At 68.4% G+C, this 16,514-nt stretch carries 18 protein-coding genes; 11 read left to right on the top strand and 7 right to left on the bottom strand.

What is annotated here, in order from left to right; genetic code table 11:
• Nucleotides 1–258 precede the first annotated feature (258 nt).
• A complete protein-coding gene (locus ACN28I_RS02450) occupies nucleotides 259–1,113 on the top strand; it encodes an alpha/beta hydrolase family protein (protein ID WP_420940556.1) in 855 nt (284 codons plus the stop codon).
• Nucleotides 1,114–1,159: 46 nt separating this feature from the next.
• Here the strand turns inward: ACN28I_RS02450 and ACN28I_RS02445 are convergent, their stop codons facing one another.
• Nucleotides 1,160–1,909 carry a hypothetical protein gene (locus ACN28I_RS02445; RefSeq protein ID WP_420940555.1) on the bottom strand — a complete coding sequence of 250 codons (750 nt, stop codon included), beginning with the start codon at nucleotides 1,907–1,909 and terminating at the stop codon, nucleotides 1,160–1,162.
• A 147-nt stretch (nucleotides 1,910–2,056) separates the two neighbouring features.
• On the opposite strand from ACN28I_RS02445, the gene ACN28I_RS02440 reads away from it, so the two are divergent.
• From ACN28I_RS02440 to ACN28I_RS02430, 3 genes are all read left to right on the top strand, one after another.
• Complete coding sequence (locus ACN28I_RS02440; protein ID WP_420940554.1) at nucleotides 2,057–2,593, top strand: hypothetical protein; 537 nt, start codon at nucleotides 2,057–2,059, stop codon at nucleotides 2,591–2,593.
• Nucleotides 2,594–2,744: 151 nt separating this feature from the next.
• Nucleotides 2,745–4,058, top strand: coding sequence for a hypothetical protein (locus ACN28I_RS02435; RefSeq protein ID WP_420940553.1), 1,314 nt, complete (start codon nucleotides 2,745–2,747; stop codon nucleotides 4,056–4,058).
• Nucleotides 4,055–4,435, top strand: coding sequence for a DUF3969 family protein (locus ACN28I_RS02430; RefSeq protein ID WP_420940552.1), 381 nt, complete (start codon nucleotides 4,055–4,057; stop codon nucleotides 4,433–4,435). The genes ACN28I_RS02435 and ACN28I_RS02430 overlap by 4 nt, the downstream gene beginning before the upstream one ends.
• Before the next feature lie 38 nt (nucleotides 4,436–4,473).
• On the opposite strand, the gene ACN28I_RS02425 is transcribed toward ACN28I_RS02430, so the two are convergent.
• The 6 genes from ACN28I_RS02425 to ACN28I_RS02400 all read right to left on the bottom strand — a co-directional run bounded on the left by ACN28I_RS02425 (nucleotide 4,474) and on the right by ACN28I_RS02400 (nucleotide 10,572).
• Complete coding sequence (locus tag ACN28I_RS02425; RefSeq protein ID WP_420940551.1) at nucleotides 4,474–4,941, bottom strand: hypothetical protein; 468 nt, start codon at nucleotides 4,939–4,941, stop codon at nucleotides 4,474–4,476.
• 83 nt (nucleotides 4,942–5,024) lie between these two features.
• The gene (gene exoP / locus ACN28I_RS02420; RefSeq protein ID WP_420940550.1) at nucleotides 5,025–6,227 is read right to left on the bottom strand and encodes a spore coat polysaccharide biosynthesis glycosyltransferase ExoP; all 1,203 of its coding nucleotides are present in this window, start codon (nucleotides 6,225–6,227) and stop codon (nucleotides 5,025–5,027) included.
• Nucleotides 6,214–7,272 (bottom strand): glycosyltransferase family 4 protein, encoded by a 1,059-nt coding sequence (locus ACN28I_RS02415; protein WP_420940549.1) that lies wholly within the window; start codon nucleotides 7,270–7,272, stop codon nucleotides 6,214–6,216. Before ACN28I_RS02415 ends, exoP begins: the two co-directional genes overlap by 14 nt.
• 19 nt (nucleotides 7,273–7,291) lie before the next feature.
• On the bottom strand, nucleotides 7,292–7,822 hold the full coding sequence (locus tag ACN28I_RS02410) for a serine O-acetyltransferase (RefSeq protein WP_420940548.1): 531 nt from the start codon (nucleotides 7,820–7,822) through the stop codon (nucleotides 7,292–7,294).
• A 117-nt stretch (nucleotides 7,823–7,939) separates the two neighbouring features.
• Nucleotides 7,940–9,466 carry a lipopolysaccharide biosynthesis protein gene (locus ACN28I_RS02405; protein WP_420940547.1) on the bottom strand — a complete coding sequence of 509 codons (1,527 nt, stop codon included), beginning with the start codon at nucleotides 9,464–9,466 and terminating at the stop codon, nucleotides 7,940–7,942.
• Entirely contained in the window at nucleotides 9,463–10,572 is a 1,110-nt protein-coding gene (locus ACN28I_RS02400) for a polysaccharide deacetylase family protein (protein WP_420940546.1), read from the bottom strand. The genes ACN28I_RS02405 and ACN28I_RS02400 overlap by 4 nt, the downstream gene beginning before the upstream one ends.
• Nucleotides 10,573–11,085: 513 nt before the next feature.
• On the opposite strand from ACN28I_RS02400, the gene ccmA reads away from it, so the two are divergent.
• From ccmA to ACN28I_RS02365, 7 genes are all read left to right on the top strand, one after another.
• The gene (gene ccmA, locus ACN28I_RS02395) at nucleotides 11,086–11,748 is read left to right on the top strand and encodes a heme ABC exporter ATP-binding protein CcmA (protein ID WP_420940545.1); all 663 of its coding nucleotides are present in this window, start codon (nucleotides 11,086–11,088) and stop codon (nucleotides 11,746–11,748) included.
• Nucleotides 11,745–12,440: a heme exporter protein CcmB gene (locus ACN28I_RS02390; RefSeq protein ID WP_420940544.1), complete on the top strand. Its 696-nt coding sequence runs from the start codon at nucleotides 11,745–11,747 to the stop codon at nucleotides 12,438–12,440. Before ccmA ends, ACN28I_RS02390 begins: the two co-directional genes overlap by 4 nt.
• Nucleotides 12,441–12,446: 6 nt before the next feature.
• Nucleotides 12,447–13,196 (top strand): cytochrome c biogenesis protein, encoded by a 750-nt coding sequence (locus ACN28I_RS02385; RefSeq protein ID WP_420940543.1) that lies wholly within the window; start codon nucleotides 12,447–12,449, stop codon nucleotides 13,194–13,196.
• 78 nt (nucleotides 13,197–13,274) lie between these two features.
• Nucleotides 13,275–13,451 (top strand): hypothetical protein, encoded by a 177-nt coding sequence (locus tag ACN28I_RS02380; protein ID WP_420940542.1) that lies wholly within the window; start codon nucleotides 13,275–13,277, stop codon nucleotides 13,449–13,451.
• A 3-nt stretch (nucleotides 13,452–13,454) separates the two neighbouring features.
• Nucleotides 13,455–13,943, top strand: a complete 489-nt coding sequence (locus tag ACN28I_RS02375; RefSeq protein WP_420940541.1) for a cytochrome c maturation protein CcmE — start codon at nucleotides 13,455–13,457, stop codon at nucleotides 13,941–13,943.
• Entirely contained in the window at nucleotides 13,940–15,973 is a 2,034-nt protein-coding gene (locus ACN28I_RS02370; protein ID WP_420940540.1) for a heme lyase CcmF/NrfE family subunit, read from the top strand. The genes ACN28I_RS02375 and ACN28I_RS02370 overlap by 4 nt, the downstream gene beginning before the upstream one ends.
• On the top strand, nucleotides 15,970–16,509 hold the full coding sequence (locus ACN28I_RS02365; RefSeq protein ID WP_420940539.1) for a TlpA family protein disulfide reductase: 540 nt from the start codon (nucleotides 15,970–15,972) through the stop codon (nucleotides 16,507–16,509). Before ACN28I_RS02370 ends, ACN28I_RS02365 begins: the two co-directional genes overlap by 4 nt.
• The last annotated feature ends 5 nt before the right edge of the window (nucleotides 16,510–16,514 follow it).

Genomic DNA, 16,514 nt, shown 5'->3' with positions numbered 1-16,514 from the left:
TCACGAGCTCTATGGCGCTCGTGACGCGCTGGGGCTCGCTGGCGGCCCGCGCGGGCGGGGTGGCAACGGCGAGGGTGAGGAGGAGAAGGCAGGCCGTGGCCAGATGGGGGCGCTTCATTGGCCCGTTTATAACTGACCCCCGGTGAGAAGTGGATGCACTCGGAGTCCCGGATCTGATGAGGTAGAAGCAGCGCCGTGACCGCTGCCCAGATGCCTTCGGAAGTGACCGTCGGTTGCCGAGCCCTGAATGTCGAGGACGTGGTTCAAGGCGCACGCGTGCCCGTGCGGGTGCTCTACCCGTCGCGAGCGCCTGAACGGCTCGAGCAGTTCGGACCGTATCCGCTCGCTGTCGCCACCGAGGCCCCGGTGGAAGGAGAGCGGCTCCCGCTCGTCGTCATCAGCCACGGCACGGGCGGGTCTCCGTGGACCTATCGCGGGATGGCGGTGCACCTGGCTCGCGCGGGCTTCGTCGTGGCACTCCCGGAGCACCCGGGCAACAACCGCTCCGATAACAGCCTGGCGAACACGGCCGCGAATCTCGAGAACCGGCCTCGCCACGTGCGCCTCGTGCTCGACGCGATCTTCGAGGACGCGGAGCTGGGCAAGCGCCTCTCGCCCGGTGGGGTGGGTGTGATCGGCCATTCGATGGGCGGCTACACGGCGCTGGCGGTGGCCGGTGGGCGTCCGTCCTCCTTTCCGAACGAGTCGCCCGATGGGCAAGCACGCGCCATCCCCGTCGTTCGCGACCCTCGGGTCCGTGCGCTGGTGCTGCTCGCGCCCGCGTCACCCTGGTTCATGGCCGAGGGGGCGCTCGCCGGCGTCGACCTCCCCATCCTGGTGCGCACGGCGGAGCGCGATGAGCACACGCCCGCCATGCACGCGGAGATCATCCTGCGAGGCGTTCCTCATCCACAGCGCATCGACCATCGCGTCGTCCCGAACGCTGGCCATTTCTCCTTTCAGAGCCCGTTCCCCCCGGCGATGACGAGACCCGAGTTTCCGCCGTCACAGGATCCAGCGGGCTTCGACCGTGCCGCGTTCCAACCGGTGCTCCACGCGGAGATCCTGGCGTTCCTTCGAGCTTCGCTCGGCGGCGAAGCGCGTCCGAGGTGAAGTGACGAGTCGCCCAGGATTGCCCCGGTTCTGTGGAGCAGCCCACTCACTGCCCGAGCGATTGGGGCGGCGGCGGGGCGCTGAAGATGGGGAGGTAACACTCCTCTTTGTGCTCATAGAGGGAATCCGGGCAAGGAGCCTTGAGCTTGTGAGGCACCCAGCAGGCGCCCACCAACTCCACCTCGGCGTAGCGAGTGCATGGGGGGCGTTTCTGCCCCTTGAAAGGCTCGCGCGGCAGAGGCCGGGCGAGCACCCCCAGGGAAGGCGTGTCATAGAGCGTACCGTTGGAGAGGCTGTCCGAGGGCGTTGGCGCGGAGCCCGCCAAGGCATCCGGGCCGACAGGCGGTGGGGATACGGGGGCCGGACGGACCAGGACGAAGATCAGGGCGCCCACCGCGGCAGCACCTGCGAGCGTCAGTCCCAGGCGCCACCAGGGACGAGGCTCTCCGTAGGTGGGCAAGGCCTTGGCCATGCGCCTCACGGCGTCGTGCACATCCTCGAACGTGCACACCAGCCCTTCCACCCAGTGCCTGTCAGGGGCCTTGGACCAGGGGGAGTGCTCCACCTCCATGGCGATGTAGCTGGGAGAGGCCGAGGAGATGCAGCGCACCTGCCAGTCTCGCAGCGGCACCGGGCCATCCTCGGGGGGCTTGAGTACCAGGGCCGCCGCTCCAGTCGTCTCGTGCGTGACCCGGTAGAGTTCCCCCTGGACGAGCTCGTCCTGCGGCACCTGCTCGTGAAGATGGTAGGGCCCCAACTGCTCCCAGTCCGGCTCGGATTTCTTCTCCGTGTCCATGCGTGCTCCTTGGCCTCTCCGCTTGATCGAGACACGACGTTCTCGTTTGCACCGAGCCGGGTACCCTCTTCAAAAGGTGCACGGCGGCGCGGGAGTGTCCTACCACACAGGTGACACGCCCGAGACACATGAATACGGTAGGAAAGAATGGACCTCTACGCGTACACCTACGTCGGCCCGGAGGAGATACGCCGCTCCGTGGCGACGTTCCCCGCCGGAGCACCCATCGTCTCGGCGCGCGACATCGAGGCATGGCTCACGTGCCACCCGGACGCCCTCGCCGAGGGAGCCACATATGTGATCGATCTCCAGGGCAGGTTGCGGCTCGCTCCGCGGAGATCCGAGCACGTGGCGTGTGCCGGAGGCGAGGAGATCCTGGCGGCCGGAGAGCTCCGCTTCCGGAGAGCAGGCGGACAGCTCACCGTGGCGGAGGTGTCGAATCAGTCCACGGGGTACTGCCCGGACACGGATTGCTGGGCGGCGGTGGCACTGGCGCTCGGACAGGCGGGAGTGAATCCACCGTCGGGCTTCACGCACGAGGTCATCTTCCGGCGCTGCACCCACTGCGGCGAGCGCAACCTCGTCAAGGAGGGATGGTTCGTCTGCGTGTTCTGTGATGCGGACCTGCCGGCCGGGTGGAACATCGGGCCCCGGCGCCGCATCCACGTCAAGGAGCCCGGGTAGCCGATACTCGTGAGTTGTGGGACGAAAACGGAGGCTGGCTTGTCACCCTGGGCGGAGTGACCTTCCCGTGAACCCCGCTCCGAGGTTGTCGTACCCACTGGGTACCATTCTGGACTGGCTACCAATAGAGGGGTGGCTGGGAGGAATCCCCATGAAGCTGTGCTGCACAGCTGTGATGCTGGCTCTCCTCGTCGGGTGTGGCTCTGCCTCCCGGGCCGTGCGCCTGGACACGGGCCAGACCGCCCTCCTCGTCTTCACGCCTCGTTCCGGCGCCAGGCCGGTGGCGCTGGGTAACGGCGAGTTCGAGGAGGCTGTATCGAATCTGGCTCGAGATGTTCGGCCCCCTGCTCGGCCCCAGGAGGCCGCCCGGCGGCTATTCGAGGTGGAGGCGCGAAGCGGTTCGTACACGTACGAGACCCCCAGCCGCCGCATCACTCCGCTCAAGCCGGGCGAGCACCTGGAGGGGCAGTCAACAACACCGGAGGTGGAGTTGACGCGCGACTACCTGCGCTGGTGCGAGCGCACCGGAAGACCCGGGGACTGTCTGCGCCTGCTGACGGAATGCTCCACCGTCAACGGGGATGGCCGTTTCGCCTTGGCCCTGGCTCTCGCCAAGGGCGCCGTGCTGGACGAAATGCTGGAGGCGTTCAAGGACATGGCCGACCCTCACGCCATGGTGGCGGCGGTCCTCTGGACCTGGACCACGTACATGCTCCTCGTCTCCATTCCCGACGTGACGGTCTCGAAGGGTCTCGCAGCAGCGATGACCGCCACGATGATTTCCTACGTGGGCGTCGATACCTTCTGGGGTCTCGTCGTCGGCTTCAAGCGGCTGATGGACGAGGCGGACCGGGCCACCATGTTCAACGAGTTGCGCGCAGCGGGCGAGCGGTACGGCAAGCTCATGGGCCGGAACGCGGCACGAGCCTTCGCCATGCTGGCCATGGCGGCCATCGGCAACACAGCGCCGGGGCTGGCCGCGAAGGTGCCGAAGCTGCCCGGCGCGATGCAGGCGGCCGTACAAGCCGAGACGCAGGTCGGCATCCGGCTCGCGGCGGTGGGGGAAGTGAAGACGGTCGCCGTGAGTGCCGAGACCGTCACCATCGCCCTGGCGCCGGGCGCGGTGGCGATGACGGCACGAGGCGTAGGTGGTGGAGACGCACGTGGTCCGGAGCCTGTCCCACATGAAGGAAGCAGCAAGGATGGACTCAAGAACGTTTACCGTGGGGTAAGGAACGCTCCGGGCTATCCGTCCAACTTTAGAGCCGTCCAGAATGGAACGACCCGAGGCCCTGTGAACAACAAAGAACTGCTGGAGAAGCTACGAGAGATCGAACCTGGCAACTGGCTAAAGATCTATAAAGATGGCTGGCTCGGTGGGGACAAGGTGTCGCTCCACTACTTCGAAAGCCCCTCAGGGCAGGTATTCAACTTCAAGATCAAACCCGGATGGAGCACGCCATGAGCGAGTACCGGTCTGGCAGGTTCGAGCCGCACGAGGTGCTGTGGCTTCGAGCAGAGGGGAACGCCGATGCACAGCGACTCATCACCATCGCCGCGCTGGGGATGTGTCGCGCACTTTCCCTGGGGGTGCTCAGCCCCGGCTATGCCTGTCACCGTCTCTTCGGACCGGCCCTGCTGGCCCGGCTCGATCAACTCGACGCGCACCCCGCGCTTCGTCACGCCATCCAACTGGCCACCGAGTTCGAAGACGTGGCCGACCTCATCCCGGACAAATTGGCCAAGTCCATCGCGGAGGTCGAAGCCGAACTCCTGAAGGCCCTGACGGCTCTCTCTCCAGCCGGTCTTGTTGGCGAGAAGTGGCTGGTGAAGGCCCCGTGAAGATGCAGCTTTCCGATCTACGACGGGCGGCAAATGCCCTATTCGCTCACCTGGAGCGGACAGGCCGCGCCGAAGTGCCGCCGGACACGCGCCGCGGGCTCCCGCAGGCCCGCCTCCTCCAGCCGGCCAGCGGCCCACGCCAGGGCCGGCTCCATGCTGGAAACGACGACATAGGGCCACGAGGGCGGATTGAGGTGGAAGAGGAGGTTCAATCCGAGCCGGAAAAACGGAGCGTTGCTGATGACGAAGGCATTGCCGAGCAACGTCTCCCGGATGATCCCCTCATGCCGTGCCGTCCACTCCGCCTGCCTGCGGCGCAGCTCGGCCGAAACCATTCCGATATGGAGCAGATCGGAAACGATCACATGAGGCTCTCCGCGATGGAAGTAGGACGCGGAGGCCTCCAGGTACTCCTCGAACTGCTGCTTCGACGCCTCCCCCACGACTCGCAGGATGAGCAGCGGCCAGTGAGAGTCGTCGAAGGAGCAGAAGCGCGTGGCGGGCATGGTCCACGCGCAGTCTACCCAGGTGCGAAGCTCCCGGCGGCCCGACCGGAACGCAGCGGGCTGCCGGGGCTCCTCGCGCCCGTCTACAACCCGCGCCCGGCCTTCACCATGGCCTCGCCGACGAAGCCGCGGATCTCCTCCACCTTGGCCTCCCAGCTCTCATGGCGGATGCGCTCGGCGCGCTCGCGGCTGGGGCCGGCGCCCTCGGCGAGGCACTCGTCCACCTTGCGCACGAAGTCCTCGGTGTCCCGCGCCAGCTTGCACAGGCCCACCTTGCGCACCTCGGGAATGTCCGAGGACACCACCGGCACGCCCGCCGCCAGGTACTCGCGCACCTTCAGCGGGTTGGCGTTCAGCGTGAGCTCGTTCACCTTGAAGGGCATGAGCGCCACGTCGAACGCCTTGCAGTAGCCCGGCAGCGCCGAGTACGGCTTGCGCCCCAGCAGGTGGATGTTCTTCTCGGCCTTCAGCACCGACGGATCCACGTCCGGCGCCACCTTGCCGATCACCACCACCGAGCCCTCCGGGTGCGCCCGCGCCGTCGCGGCGATCGCCTCCAGGTCCACCCAGTCCGCCACCAGCCCGAAGAAGCCGAAGATGGGCTTGGGCAGGTTCGCGATGTCCTCGGGAATCGGCGTGGACGGATCGCACGCCTTCACGAAGTGGTTGAAGTCCACGCCGTGGCGCACCAGCACCGTGCTCGGGTTGACGCGCACCTTGTTCTCCCTCAGCCGGTCCGCCGAGGTGATGCACAGGTCCGCCCGCTTCAGGAGCTGCTCCTCCATCTCGGCGATGTGCTTGCCGTTGGTGTCGCTGAAGGCGGAGAACTCGTCCACGCAGTGGTAGACGACGAACTCCTCGCCCAGCCGTCCGGACACCGGCGCCGAGGCCGGCAGGAACGACCAGGAGATGGGCCGCTTGAAGTGAAGCTGGCGCATGGCCCGCAGCACCTGGGCGCGCAGCAGCTCCCGGTTCGCGGCACGCACCAGCTCCGAGCCGTAGAAGGGAATCGCCAGCGGGGCGAGCACGAAGAGGTTCGGCTCCACCTCCTGGATGCCCTCGGTGAACTTCGCCAGCTTGTTCCAGATGCGCTTCACGTCGTGCGCATTGGCCTTGGGCGCCCGGTTGCCAATGCTGTTCACCCACAGCACGCGGTTGTCCCGGGAGAGGATCCGCATGATGTGGACCTTGGACAGCGGATCCCCATCCCAGTCGTTGGAGAAGACCACCAGATCCCTGCCACGAAGCGCCCGGCGGGCAATCTCCAGTTCTTCACTGCGCCGCATGTGTCTCGCCTCCACCCAGAATCGTCGGTTGCATCAAATCCGCGTAAAGCTTCATCAACACCGGCCCGGCATCCGGGGACACCGTCTGCGCGGGCCCCTGCTCAAGGGCGTGGTGCACCCGCTCGGCGAGCTCCATCGCGTTGCCCGCCCGGAAGGTGTACGTCCCGCGAGGCCGCCCGCACACGTCGCTGGCCACGCACGGCACCCGGAGCGCCAGGGCCTCGCGCACGGAGATGGCATCCCCGTCGTGCGTGGTGGGCCGGATGAAGGCATCGCAGCGCGCCATCAACGCCAGCGCCTGCGCGTGATCCAGCTCTCCCAGGTCCTCGATGAGCCCCTCCACCCGGTGCTCCCGGGCATCCCGCAGGAACTCCTCCGAGCCCGTCCCGGGCCCGAAGACGGCGAGCCCCACGCCGGGCAGCTCGTCCGCGATCATCCGCAGCGCGCGGAACATCAGCCCGCGGCCGTAGACGGGCGACGGGTGGTGCGCCATGGCCAGCAGGGGCCGGCGGCGGTTGCGCGCCGCCTGGATGGCCTCGCTCACCTTCCCCGGCCTCACCTGCGAGCCGCAGAAGGCCGGGTACACCACGAGCTTGTCCTCGGGGACGCCGCAGCGCGCGAGCGCCTCGCCCACCGCCTCGGACACGGCCACCACGCGCGAGTAGCCGGCCAGGGCCACGCGCGCGAAGGCCCGCCGCGACACGGAGGCGGCCAGGTAGTCCGGCAGCAGCCCCGAGTGCAGGGTGATGACCCGGTGCGCCCGCGCCCTCACGCCCGCGGTGGCCGCGAGCATCCAGGACTTCGGGTTGTTGCCGCTGGTGTGGACGTGGACGGTCCACCCCTCGCGCAGGAAGCCCGCCAGCCGCTTGCCATATTGGGTGGGGGTCCGGACGGGAATGACGTCCGGAGCCGGCCGGCCCCCCTTGCCGATGTCCAGCACCACCGTCTCCACCCCGCGCTCGCGCAGGTACCCGTGGAGCTGCTGGACGTGCACGGCCACGCCACCATGCGGCGGCGGATAGTCTCCAACGAGGAGCACTCGCATGCCCTGCCTCCTGTCCTCTCTACTGCGCGGCGGACGACGCCTGCGGTGGCTCGGTCTCGACGGGCTTGGGGCGCAGCATCGGCGGGCGCAGCCCCATCTCCCGCTCATACGCGGCGAGTGGATCCGCGTCCCTGCGGATCTCCCGCGCCGGGATGCCGCCCACCACCGCTCCGGGAGCCACGTCCCTCACCACCACGGCGTTGGCGCCGATCACCGCGAAGTCACCAATCTGGATGTTGCCGAGGATCTTCGCGCCCGCACCGATGCGCACATAGTCGCCAATGACCGGCAGATCCTTCAGGCCCGAACGTCCACCAATCGTCACCTGGTGGGAGATGAGGCAGTGACGGCCAATCCTGGCGTCCCTGTGGATGACGATGCCCATGCCGCCGTAGCCAAGCTGCGTGCCCTCGCCAATCTCCGCCTCGGCGGGGATGTACGAGCCATGCAGGTATTGGATGGCCTTGCGCAGTACGGCTGGCAACACGGGAATGCCCCGCAGGTACAGCTTGCGTCCCAGCCGATACATCGACATCGCATCAATGCCCATCACGCCTCTCCCCTGGTTGTACCGAGCCCCAAGCTAGGTACCGGCCCCCTGGGGCGGGAGCCCCCGGAAGCCCGTACCGTCCACTGCTTACATGTACGGAAATTCAACGACGGACGTTCACCCGCCACGGCGGGAGCGCAGGCTGGCGATCACGCTCAGCGGCCTCACACCCGTAGCGTAGAGAACCCCCACATAGCCCATGGCGAACAGCAGGCCGGCCACCGCGAGCGGCAGCGCCCGCCAGACGAAGCCCTCGGGCAGGCCGCTCCAGGTGTGCACCGTCCCGGCGCGCAGCAGGAAGACGCCCGCCGCGGCGGCCATGGCCGCGAGCGACGCCTTGCCCAGCTCGCGCCAGGGGATCACGTCGCGGATGCGCAGGCGCCGCTCGGGCGTGGACAGCGCCGCCGGCACTCGCACCAGCAGGGCGCTCTTGCCCACCACCTCGGCCAGGGCCCAGGACACGACCCCGCCCATCATCCCGAACCGCTTCACCCCCACCCAGACGAGCGGCACCGTCACCGCCGCCTTCACCAGGTAGGAGAGGAAGATGGCGCGCGTGTGCCCGCGGGCGCGCAGCACCCCGTCCATGGGCAGCACGGCGAGCACCACGCCCACCACGCTCACCCGGAAGATGGGCACCGCCGCGAGGAACTTCGCGCCGAAGAGGGCACCGATGAACTCGGGCGCCGCGGCGAAGAGGAACGCGGCGAAGGGCAGGAAGACGAAGGCCAGCTTGCCCGCGGCCTCGCGGAAGGCCACCACGCCCTCCTCCAGGCGCCCCTGCTTGTCCAGCTCGCCCAGGCGCACCATGAGGACCTCGCTGGTGGGCGTGTAGAGCAGATCCACCACGGGCAACTGGAAGCACCCGACGCGGTAGAGGGCATAGACGGCCGGGGCCACCGAGCCCGCGACCATGTAGAGGTGGGCGTTCTGCTGGGGAATGGCGAGCGCCATGGCCGCCCCGAAGGGGATGGCGTAGACGAACTGCTGGCGCCACAGCTCCGCGCGCGCCAGCGGCCCGGTGCTCCCCCGCGGCACCACCACCCACGCGGCCACGTAGCGCACGAGGGCGAAGCCCGCCACCGCCCCCATCATCCCGTGCAGGCCGAAGCCCAACAGGCAGGGCACCACCATGCAGGCGGCGCGCACGGCGTCCGACACCAGGTACACCAGCGCCGAGTGCTTCGTCCGGCCCTGGCTGGTGAGGGAGATCTCCAACGGAAAGGAGCCGAGCAGGAACGCCGTGTAGGCCGCGAGCATCGCGCGGTGCTCGAGCAGCCCCGGGTTGTCGAAGTGCCGCGCCACCAGGCCGAGCAACGCCCAGACCAGCCCGGCGGCCACCACGCCCGCGCCGGACATATAAAGGAGCGTCTGCCCCAGCCAGGGCCGCTTCTCCTCGGCGCGCGGCACGAAGAAGTAGAGGCTCTGCACCACCCCGAAGGGCAGCACGTAGTAGAGCGTCGTGGCGATCAGGAAGAGCTGGTAGTAGGTGCCGTACTCCTCCAGGCTCAGCACCCGCGCGAGGACGAGCGGGATGGACAGCGTCAGCCCGGCGGTGAACAACCGGGCGAGCACCAAGGGCCCCGCCCTCCCCAGGAACGAGGAGGCCGGGGCGTTAGCCGCGGGGACCTGCTTTTCACTCACCAGCTCACCCCGCCGCTCGGGGCGTTCTGCAGGCGCCGGCCCAGCACGGGCGCGCGCATGCCCAGCGTGCTGAAGCAGTCGTCGAGCTGGCACACGGTGAGGGTGGGCGAGTAGCAACCCATCATGCCCACGCTGAAGTTCTCCCAGAGCACCTTGCGCTTGAGGGTGAACGGATCACCCCCCATGAGGTTGGGCATGTCCTCGGTGGTGACGGCCGAGCGGAACCCGTGGCGCTTGAGCACGTCGATGACCTCGTCCGAGTACCAGCCATTGCAGTAGGCGAAGTCGCGCACGGTGATGCCGGCCTCGCGCTCGATGATGGCCTTGGACTCGCTCACCTCGCGCTCCACCGCGTCGAGGGGCTCGTGCGTCAGCACCACGTGCCCCAGCGTGTGCGCGCCGAAGTCGAACCCGTCCTTGACCATCTGCCGCACCTCGGCCCAGTCCATCAGGTCTCCCTGCTCCGGGAGCGATTCCGGGCCGGAGCCGAGCCGCTCCTCGAGGGCCTGGATGGTCTCCACCAGCGTGGCGGTGGGGTAGTGGCCGATGAAGTCGTCGAGCGCCGCGGACAGCCGCTTGCGGCCGGAGAGGACCGCGTCCAGCAGCTCCGCGGTGGGCGCGGGCAGGACGTCGAACAGCGGCTTGTAGCCCCGGGCCTGCGCCAGCCTCACCAGGTGGAAGAGCCGGTCATGGTTGAAGCGCTTGTCGGTGCCGATGAGGGCCGCCGGCAGGTAGGTGATGGCCGGCACCCCCATCTCCTTCAGCACCGGGTAGCCGTACCGGTACACGTCGCGGTAGCCGTCATCGAAGGAGACGACGCACAGATCGTTGCGCGCCACCTTGCGCCCGGCCATGACGTCCAGCGCGTTCCCCAGCGAGGAGAACTCGTAGCCCGCCGCGGACAACCCCTCGAGATGCTTCCGGAATGTCTCCTGCGAGATGAGCAGGCCCGGAATGGAGCGCTGCAACTCGCCCGTGAAGTCCGCCACCACCCGGTGGTAGCTGACGATCAAGATGCGGCGCCCCCCGGACTGGTACCGCCTGTAGGCCGCGAGCGCCTTGCGAAGGCCGCTGTGATGCAGCACTCCCGCCGCCGCGGATTTCATTGCCCGTCGCACCATTCCCCGCGTGTCCATCACTGCTTCCCCTCCCCCATGAAACCGTCGCCCATACCCCGTCGTGCCCCCAGGGTGTGCACGCGCGGTGCCAGCCGCCCAGCGGGGAGTGCCAGGAAGGCCGCGCCCCCGGGGAAGGTAAGTCCGTTCCCATCCGCTGCGTCCATGAGACAGGAGCGGTGCAACCCGGGCGTCAACGGGCGGAAAGATCTGCCGTTCCGCCCCGGACAGGAGCCCATGGCGCCCCCTCCCGCCTGGCCGCTCGCCCTCCCTGTCCCTGCAAAAAGGGCCAGGGGATCGAAAAAACTTCCCTCCCGGCCGTGGCCTGGATTTCCCTCCGAGGGGCCCTCCAGGGACCTCCCACCCTGGAGCACCGGGTTTCCCCGGACGACGCCAGGGGGTCCGGGTCTCGTCCTGGGGCCCCGCTCCCAGGCTCCTGGGCAGGCAGACGGGCCTGCTTTCACTGGAGTGTGGGGAAGTTTCCAGTTACGAACGCTCCCGCCGATGGACGATCCCCCCGCGCTCCCCCCCGCGCTCGCCCTTCATGACGTCAGCAAGCGGTATGGACGCCGCTGGGCCCTCGCGCGACTCAGCTACACCCTCCCCCAGGGCCGCTCCCTGCTGCTCACGGGTCACAACGGCTCGGGGAAGACGACGCTGCTGCGGCTGGTGGGCACCGCGCTCTCCCCCACCCACGGCCGGGTCGAGGTGCGCGGCAACGACTGCGTGGCCCAGCGCGACACCGTGCGCCGCGAGGTGGCGCTCCTGTCCCACGCGAGCTTCCTCTATGAGGATCTGACGGCCCACCAGAACCTGGTGGTGCTGGCGCGGCTGCTCGGCATGGACGCTCCGGCGGACGTGGCCGGGGAACTGCTCGTGAAGGTGGGGCTGACGAAGCGCTCGGACAGCCCGGTGCGCCAGTTCTCCGCGGGCATGCGCAAGCGCCTGGCCATCGCCCGGCTGTTGATGAAGGCTCCCGCGGTGGCGCTGCTGGACGAGCCCTTCGGCGAGTTGGATCCCTCCGGCATCCAGGCCATGGAGAAGATCATCCGCGAGCTCAAGGACTCCGGGGTCACCGTCGTGTTGGCCACCCACCTCATCGACCAGGGCCAGGCCCTGTGCGAGGAGCGCCTGCACCTGCAGGAAGGCCGGGCGGTGGCGGCATGAAGGGCGCGCGACCCATCTCCCTGCTGAAGACGGTGGGGGTGCTGCTGGCCAAGGATCTGTTGATCGAATGGCGCACGCGGGCCCGCCTCAACGCGCTCATCTTCTTCGCGCTGGCCACGCTGCTGCTCTTCTCCTTCGCGGTGGGGCCGGACACCAAGGTGCTGGCGCGCAACGCGGGCGGCTACCTGTGGCTGGCGCTGCTGTTCTCCAGCGTGCTGGCCCTGGGCGAGTCCTTCCGGGTGGAGCAGGAGAACCTCACCCTGGACGGCTTGCGGCTGGCCCCGGCGGACGCCCGCGCCATCTTCCTGTCCAAGGCCCTGGGCAACGCCCTGCTGCTGATGCTGCTCGGCGCCATCCTGATTCCGGTGATGGTGGCCCTGTACGGGGTGACCGTGGCCATGGGCCTGGGCTCGTTCGCCGCCACGGTGACGCTTGGCTGCATGGCCATCAGCGCGCCGGGCACGGTGTATTCGGCCATCGCCAGCAACGCGCGGGCAAGAGATGTGCTGCTCCCGCTGTTGCTGTTCCCGCTCATCATTCCCGCGCTGCTCGCCGCCGCGAAGGCGACATCGCTCGTTTTGCAAGGTGACCCGATGAATCAGTTGGGCTCATGGTACGGGCTGCTCATCGGGTTCAATCTGATTTATTGGGGACTGGGCTTCCTTCTGTTCCCCCGGGTCATCGAGGATTAGAGCGCAATGAGCGAACTCCTGAAGACAGTGCTGCAGGTGCTCTCGACGGTGGCGGCGCTGACGTCGGTGGGGCTGGGCGTCTGGCTGGGCGTGAAGTGGGCGCCTCCCAGGTCGCGGTTCAACGCGCGCCCGGTGCTGGTGGGCATGACGGCGGTGGGCCTGGGGATGCTCGCGCTGGGCAACTGGATGGGCCTGGTGTGGACGCCGACCGAGCGGGAGATGGGCGACGTCTACCGCATCATCTATGTCCACGTGCCGGCCATGTGGATGGCGATGCTGGCGCTGGTGGTGAACTTCGCCTGCTGCGTGGGCTACCTGCTGCAGTCGAGCTGGAAGACGGACGCGCTGGCGGAGGCCACGGCCGAGGTGGGCCTGCTCTTCGGCACCTACGGCCTGGTGCTGGGCTCCATCTGGGGCAAGCCCACCTGGGGCACGTACTGGGACTGGGATCCCCGGCTCACCGCCATGGCCATCATGCTGGTGACGTACGTGGCCTACATGGCCCTGCGCCGCTTCGTGGAGGACCCCGAGAAGCGGGCGGTGTGGAGCCTCCGTGGTGGGCATCATCTCCTTCATCAACCTGCCCATCGTGTGGTTCTCGGTGAAGTGGTGGCGGAGCCTGCACCAGGTGCAGTCCACGCCGAAGACGGTGGACCCGGACATGACGCTGGCGCTGCGCGTCAACGCCTGGGCGAGCCTCATCCTCCTGACCCTCTTCCTGTTGCACCGCTACCGCACCGCCCTCGCCACGCGTGAGGCGGAGGTGGCCATGCCCGAGGCGCTCCCCACGGACGTGCCCGGCCCGCGAGACAACCGCGCTTCGGAGGTCGCCTGATGTCCACGGCACTGTACATGTCCACGCTGCTCGCCCAGGTGGGCTCGGGCCGCATCCAGGGTGGCTGGGAGTTCGTCTGGGCCGCCTACATCATCGCCTGGGCCAGCCTGTCGCTGTACGCCCTGTCCCTGTGGCTGCGCCGTCCCGGCCAGGCCCCCCACGATTCGAAGGAGTGAGCCATGACGCAGCAGACGCGTAACCGTCTCATCGCCGTGGTGTCCCTGCTGGTGGCCGGCGCGGGGCTGTCCCTGGTGGCCTTTGGCAACATCGGGGAGAACCTCGTCTATTACTGGAGGCCCTCGGAGATGGTGGCCCAGGGCGAGAAGGCCTACGGCCCCACCATCCGCCTGGGCGGGCAGGTGCAGCCGGGCAGCATCCAGTGGAACGAGCAGCACACCACCCTGCACTTCCGCGTCATGGACGACGAGCAGCCCGGCGCGGCCGCCGTGCTGGTGCGCACCACCGAGGTGCCGCCGCAGATGTTCCGCGAGCGCATCGGCGTGGTGGTGGAGGGCACCTTCGACAAGTCCCAGGTCTTCGAGGGCAGCCGGCTGATGGTGAACCACTCCAACGAGTACCGGGCCCCCAAGACGGACGACGACGTGAAGAAGATGTTCGAGGACATGCAGAAGCAGGAAGCCACCACGGCCGCGGCGAGGACTCAGTGAACGCGACGCTCGGATACGGGCTGGTGCTCGGCGGGCTCGCCTTCGCGAGCTTCGGAGCACTGGTGGGACTGGTGGGCGGGATGCGCCGCGACGACGCGGCCTTCCCCTGGGTGATGCGGTGCGTGTGGGGATTCTTCCTCTGCATGCTCGGCGCCAACGTGGTGATGGAGTACGCGCTCCTCACCAACGACTTCAGCGTCGCGTACGTGGCGCAGGTGGGCAGCCGCGCCACGCCGACGGTCTTCAAGATCGTCTCGCTGTGGAGCGCGCTCGAGGGCTCCATCCTCTTCTGGGGCGTCATCATGGGCAGCTACGTGCTGGCCTTCGCGCTGGTGCACCGGCGCGAGCACGCCCGGTACATGTCCCTGGCGCTGGGCACCATGCTGGCGGTGGGTGTCTTCTTCACCTTCCTGATCGCCGGGCCGGCCAACCCGTTCCACTCGGTGTCGCCGGTGCCCCTGGACGGGCCGGGTCCCAACGCGCTGCTGCAGAACCACTACCTGATGGTCATCCACCCGCCCATGCTGTACCTGGGCTACGTGGGCATGACGGTGCCCTTCGGCATCGCCGTGGCCGCGCTGCTGCGCGGTGAGATGGGCGACGCGTGGATGGCGCCGCTGCGCCGCTGGACGCTCGTGGCGTGGCTGTTCCTCTCGGTGGGCATCATCCTCGGCTCCTGGTGGGCGTACGCGGTGCTCGGCTGGGGCGGTTACTGGGCGTGGGACCCGGTGGAGAACGCGTCCTTCCTGCCGTGGCTGACGGCCACCGCGTTCATGCACTCCACGCTGGTGCACGAGCGCAAGAAGATGCTCAAGCTGTGGACGCTGAGCCTGGTGCTGGCCAGCTTCGTGCTGACCATCCTCGGCACGTTCATGACCCGGAGCGGCATCTTCAACTCGGTGCACAGCTTCACGCAGTCGGACATCGGCCCCACGTTCCTGATCTTCATCGGCGTGCTGATGTTCGTGTGCATCGCGCTGCTGTCCACGCGCGGGCACCTGCTGGTGGCCGAGAGCGACATCAAGTCGATGCTGTCGCGCGAGACGACCATCCTGGTGAACAACCTGGTGTTCGTGGCCATCACCTTCACGGTGCTGCTGGGGACGCTCTACCCGCTCATCTCCGAGGCCGTGCGCGGCATCCGGGTGAGCGTGGGCGAGCCGTACTTCAACAAGATGGCGGTGCCCGGCGGGGTGATGGTGCTCTTCCTCATGGGCGTGGGCCCGATGCTGCCGTGGGGCAGCGCGGATCCGAAGCTGGTGCGTGAGCGCTTCTGGATTCCCGCGGCGGTGGGCGCGGCGATCGTGGGCGCGTGCCTGGCCGCGGGCCTGCGGGGCTTCTACCCGCTGCTGACGTTCGGGCTGGCGGGCTTCGTCACCGTCATCACCCTGCGCGAGCTGGCGCTGCCGGTGAAGGTGCGGATGAGCGAGAAGGGCGAGGGCTTCGTCACGGCGCTCGTGGGCAGCGCGGCGAAGGCGCGGCGGCGCTTCGGCGGCTACATCGTGCACCTGGGGATCGTGATGATCTTCGTGTCGGTGGCGGCCTCCTCCGCGTTCGTCACGCACACCTCGGGCACGGTGCGCATCGGTGAGACGCTGAAGATTGGCGGCTACCAGGTGAAGTACCTGGGGCTCACCAGCGGCCAGGAGCCGCACCGCACCTTCGTGGCCACCAAGGTGCAGGTGACGGCGCCCAACGGTGACATCAGCGAGATGGCGCCGCGGATGAACTACTACGAGCGCATGACGGATCCGGTGGGAACGCCGGCGGTGCGCGAGACGGCGAAGGAAGACCTGTACCTGTCGCTGATGGCGTTCTCCGAGGAGCGGGGCACGGCGAGCTTCAACGCGTGGATCTTCCCGCTGGTGGGGTGGATCTGGTGGAGCATTCCCCTGCTGGTGCTGGGCACGCTGATCGCGGTGTGGCCGGCGCGGCGGGCGCGGGCGACGGCGCGGGAGCATGAGCAGACACCGGCGGCCGGTGCCTCGCCCGAGCCGGGCGTGGAGATCAACCCGGGAGGTGCGGCATGAACTGGCGCATCACGTTGAGCTTCGTGTTGCTGTGCCTGGGGCTGCTGGCGGTGCTGGCCAGGGGCTTCGGCAGCAATCCGCGCGAGGTGCCCTTCATGCTGAAGGGCCAGGCGGCACCGCCCTTCACGCTGCGGGCGCTGGACAGCGGGATGCGGGTGAGCTTGGAGCAGCTCAAGGGCCGGCCCGCGGTCATCAACTTCTGGGCGTCGTGGTGCGGGCCGTGCAGGTCGGAGCACCGGATTCTGGAGTGGGGCGCGCAGGAGTTCGGCGGGCAGGCGCAGTTCCTGGGCGTCGTGTTCGAGGACACCGAGGAGAACGCGAAGCAGTTCCTGTCGGAGATGGGTGCGAGCTTCCCGCAGCTCATCGATCAGAACTCGGGAGTGGCGGTGGCGTACGGGGTGGCGGGCGTGCCGGAGACGTACTTCATCGACGCGCAGGGCATCATCCGGGGCAAGCACGTGGGCCCGATCGATCCGGAGTCCCTGGCGGGTTGGATCCGGGAGCTCTCGGCGAGCGCCCCGACGGCGAAGCAGTAACCCTC

The sequence above is a fragment of the Archangium gephyra genome (genome assembly GCF_049060025.1).
GTDB lineage: Bacteria > Myxococcota > Myxococcia > Myxococcales > Myxococcaceae > Archangium > Archangium gephyra_A.
This window is presented reverse-complemented; position numbering and strand designations above follow the sequence as displayed.

Excerpts from the sequence above, each read along its gene's own strand:
- ACN28I_RS02445 (WP_420940555.1), bottom strand. The coding sequence starts at position 1,909 with ATGGACACGGAGAAGAAATCCGAGCCGGACTGGGAGCAGTTGGGGCCC.
- ACN28I_RS02390 (WP_420940544.1), top strand. The coding sequence starts at position 11,745 with ATGAAGGGCGCGCGACCCATCTCCCTGCTGAAGACGGTGGGGGTGCTG.
- ACN28I_RS02365 (WP_420940539.1), top strand. The coding sequence starts at position 15,970 with ATGAACTGGCGCATCACGTTGAGCTTCGTGTTGCTGTGCCTGGGGCTG.
- ACN28I_RS02435 (WP_420940553.1), top strand. The coding sequence starts at position 2,745 with ATGAAGCTGTGCTGCACAGCTGTGATGCTGGCTCTCCTCGTCGGGTGT.
- ACN28I_RS02380 (WP_420940542.1), top strand. The coding sequence starts at position 13,275 with ATGTCCACGGCACTGTACATGTCCACGCTGCTCGCCCAGGTGGGCTCG.
- ACN28I_RS02415 (WP_420940549.1), bottom strand. The coding sequence starts at position 7,272 with ATGCGAGTGCTCCTCGTTGGAGACTATCCGCCGCCGCATGGTGGCGTG.
- ACN28I_RS02440 (WP_420940554.1), top strand. The coding sequence starts at position 2,057 with ATGGACCTCTACGCGTACACCTACGTCGGCCCGGAGGAGATACGCCGC.
- ccmA (WP_420940545.1), top strand. The coding sequence starts at position 11,086 with ATGGACGATCCCCCCGCGCTCCCCCCCGCGCTCGCCCTTCATGACGTC.
- ACN28I_RS02410 (WP_420940548.1), bottom strand. The coding sequence starts at position 7,822 with ATGGGCATTGATGCGATGTCGATGTATCGGCTGGGACGCAAGCTGTAC.
- ACN28I_RS02385 (WP_420940543.1), top strand. The coding sequence starts at position 12,447 with ATGAGCGAACTCCTGAAGACAGTGCTGCAGGTGCTCTCGACGGTGGCG.
- ACN28I_RS02425 (WP_420940551.1), bottom strand. The coding sequence starts at position 4,941 with ATGCCCGCCACGCGCTTCTGCTCCTTCGACGACTCTCACTGGCCGCTG.
- ACN28I_RS02430 (WP_420940552.1), top strand. The coding sequence starts at position 4,055 with ATGAGCGAGTACCGGTCTGGCAGGTTCGAGCCGCACGAGGTGCTGTGG.
- ACN28I_RS02375 (WP_420940541.1), top strand. The coding sequence starts at position 13,455 with ATGACGCAGCAGACGCGTAACCGTCTCATCGCCGTGGTGTCCCTGCTG.
- exoP (WP_420940550.1), bottom strand. The coding sequence starts at position 6,227 with ATGCGGCGCAGTGAAGAACTGGAGATTGCCCGCCGGGCGCTTCGTGGC.
- ACN28I_RS02400 (WP_420940546.1), bottom strand. The coding sequence starts at position 10,572 with ATGAAATCCGCGGCGGCGGGAGTGCTGCATCACAGCGGCCTTCGCAAG.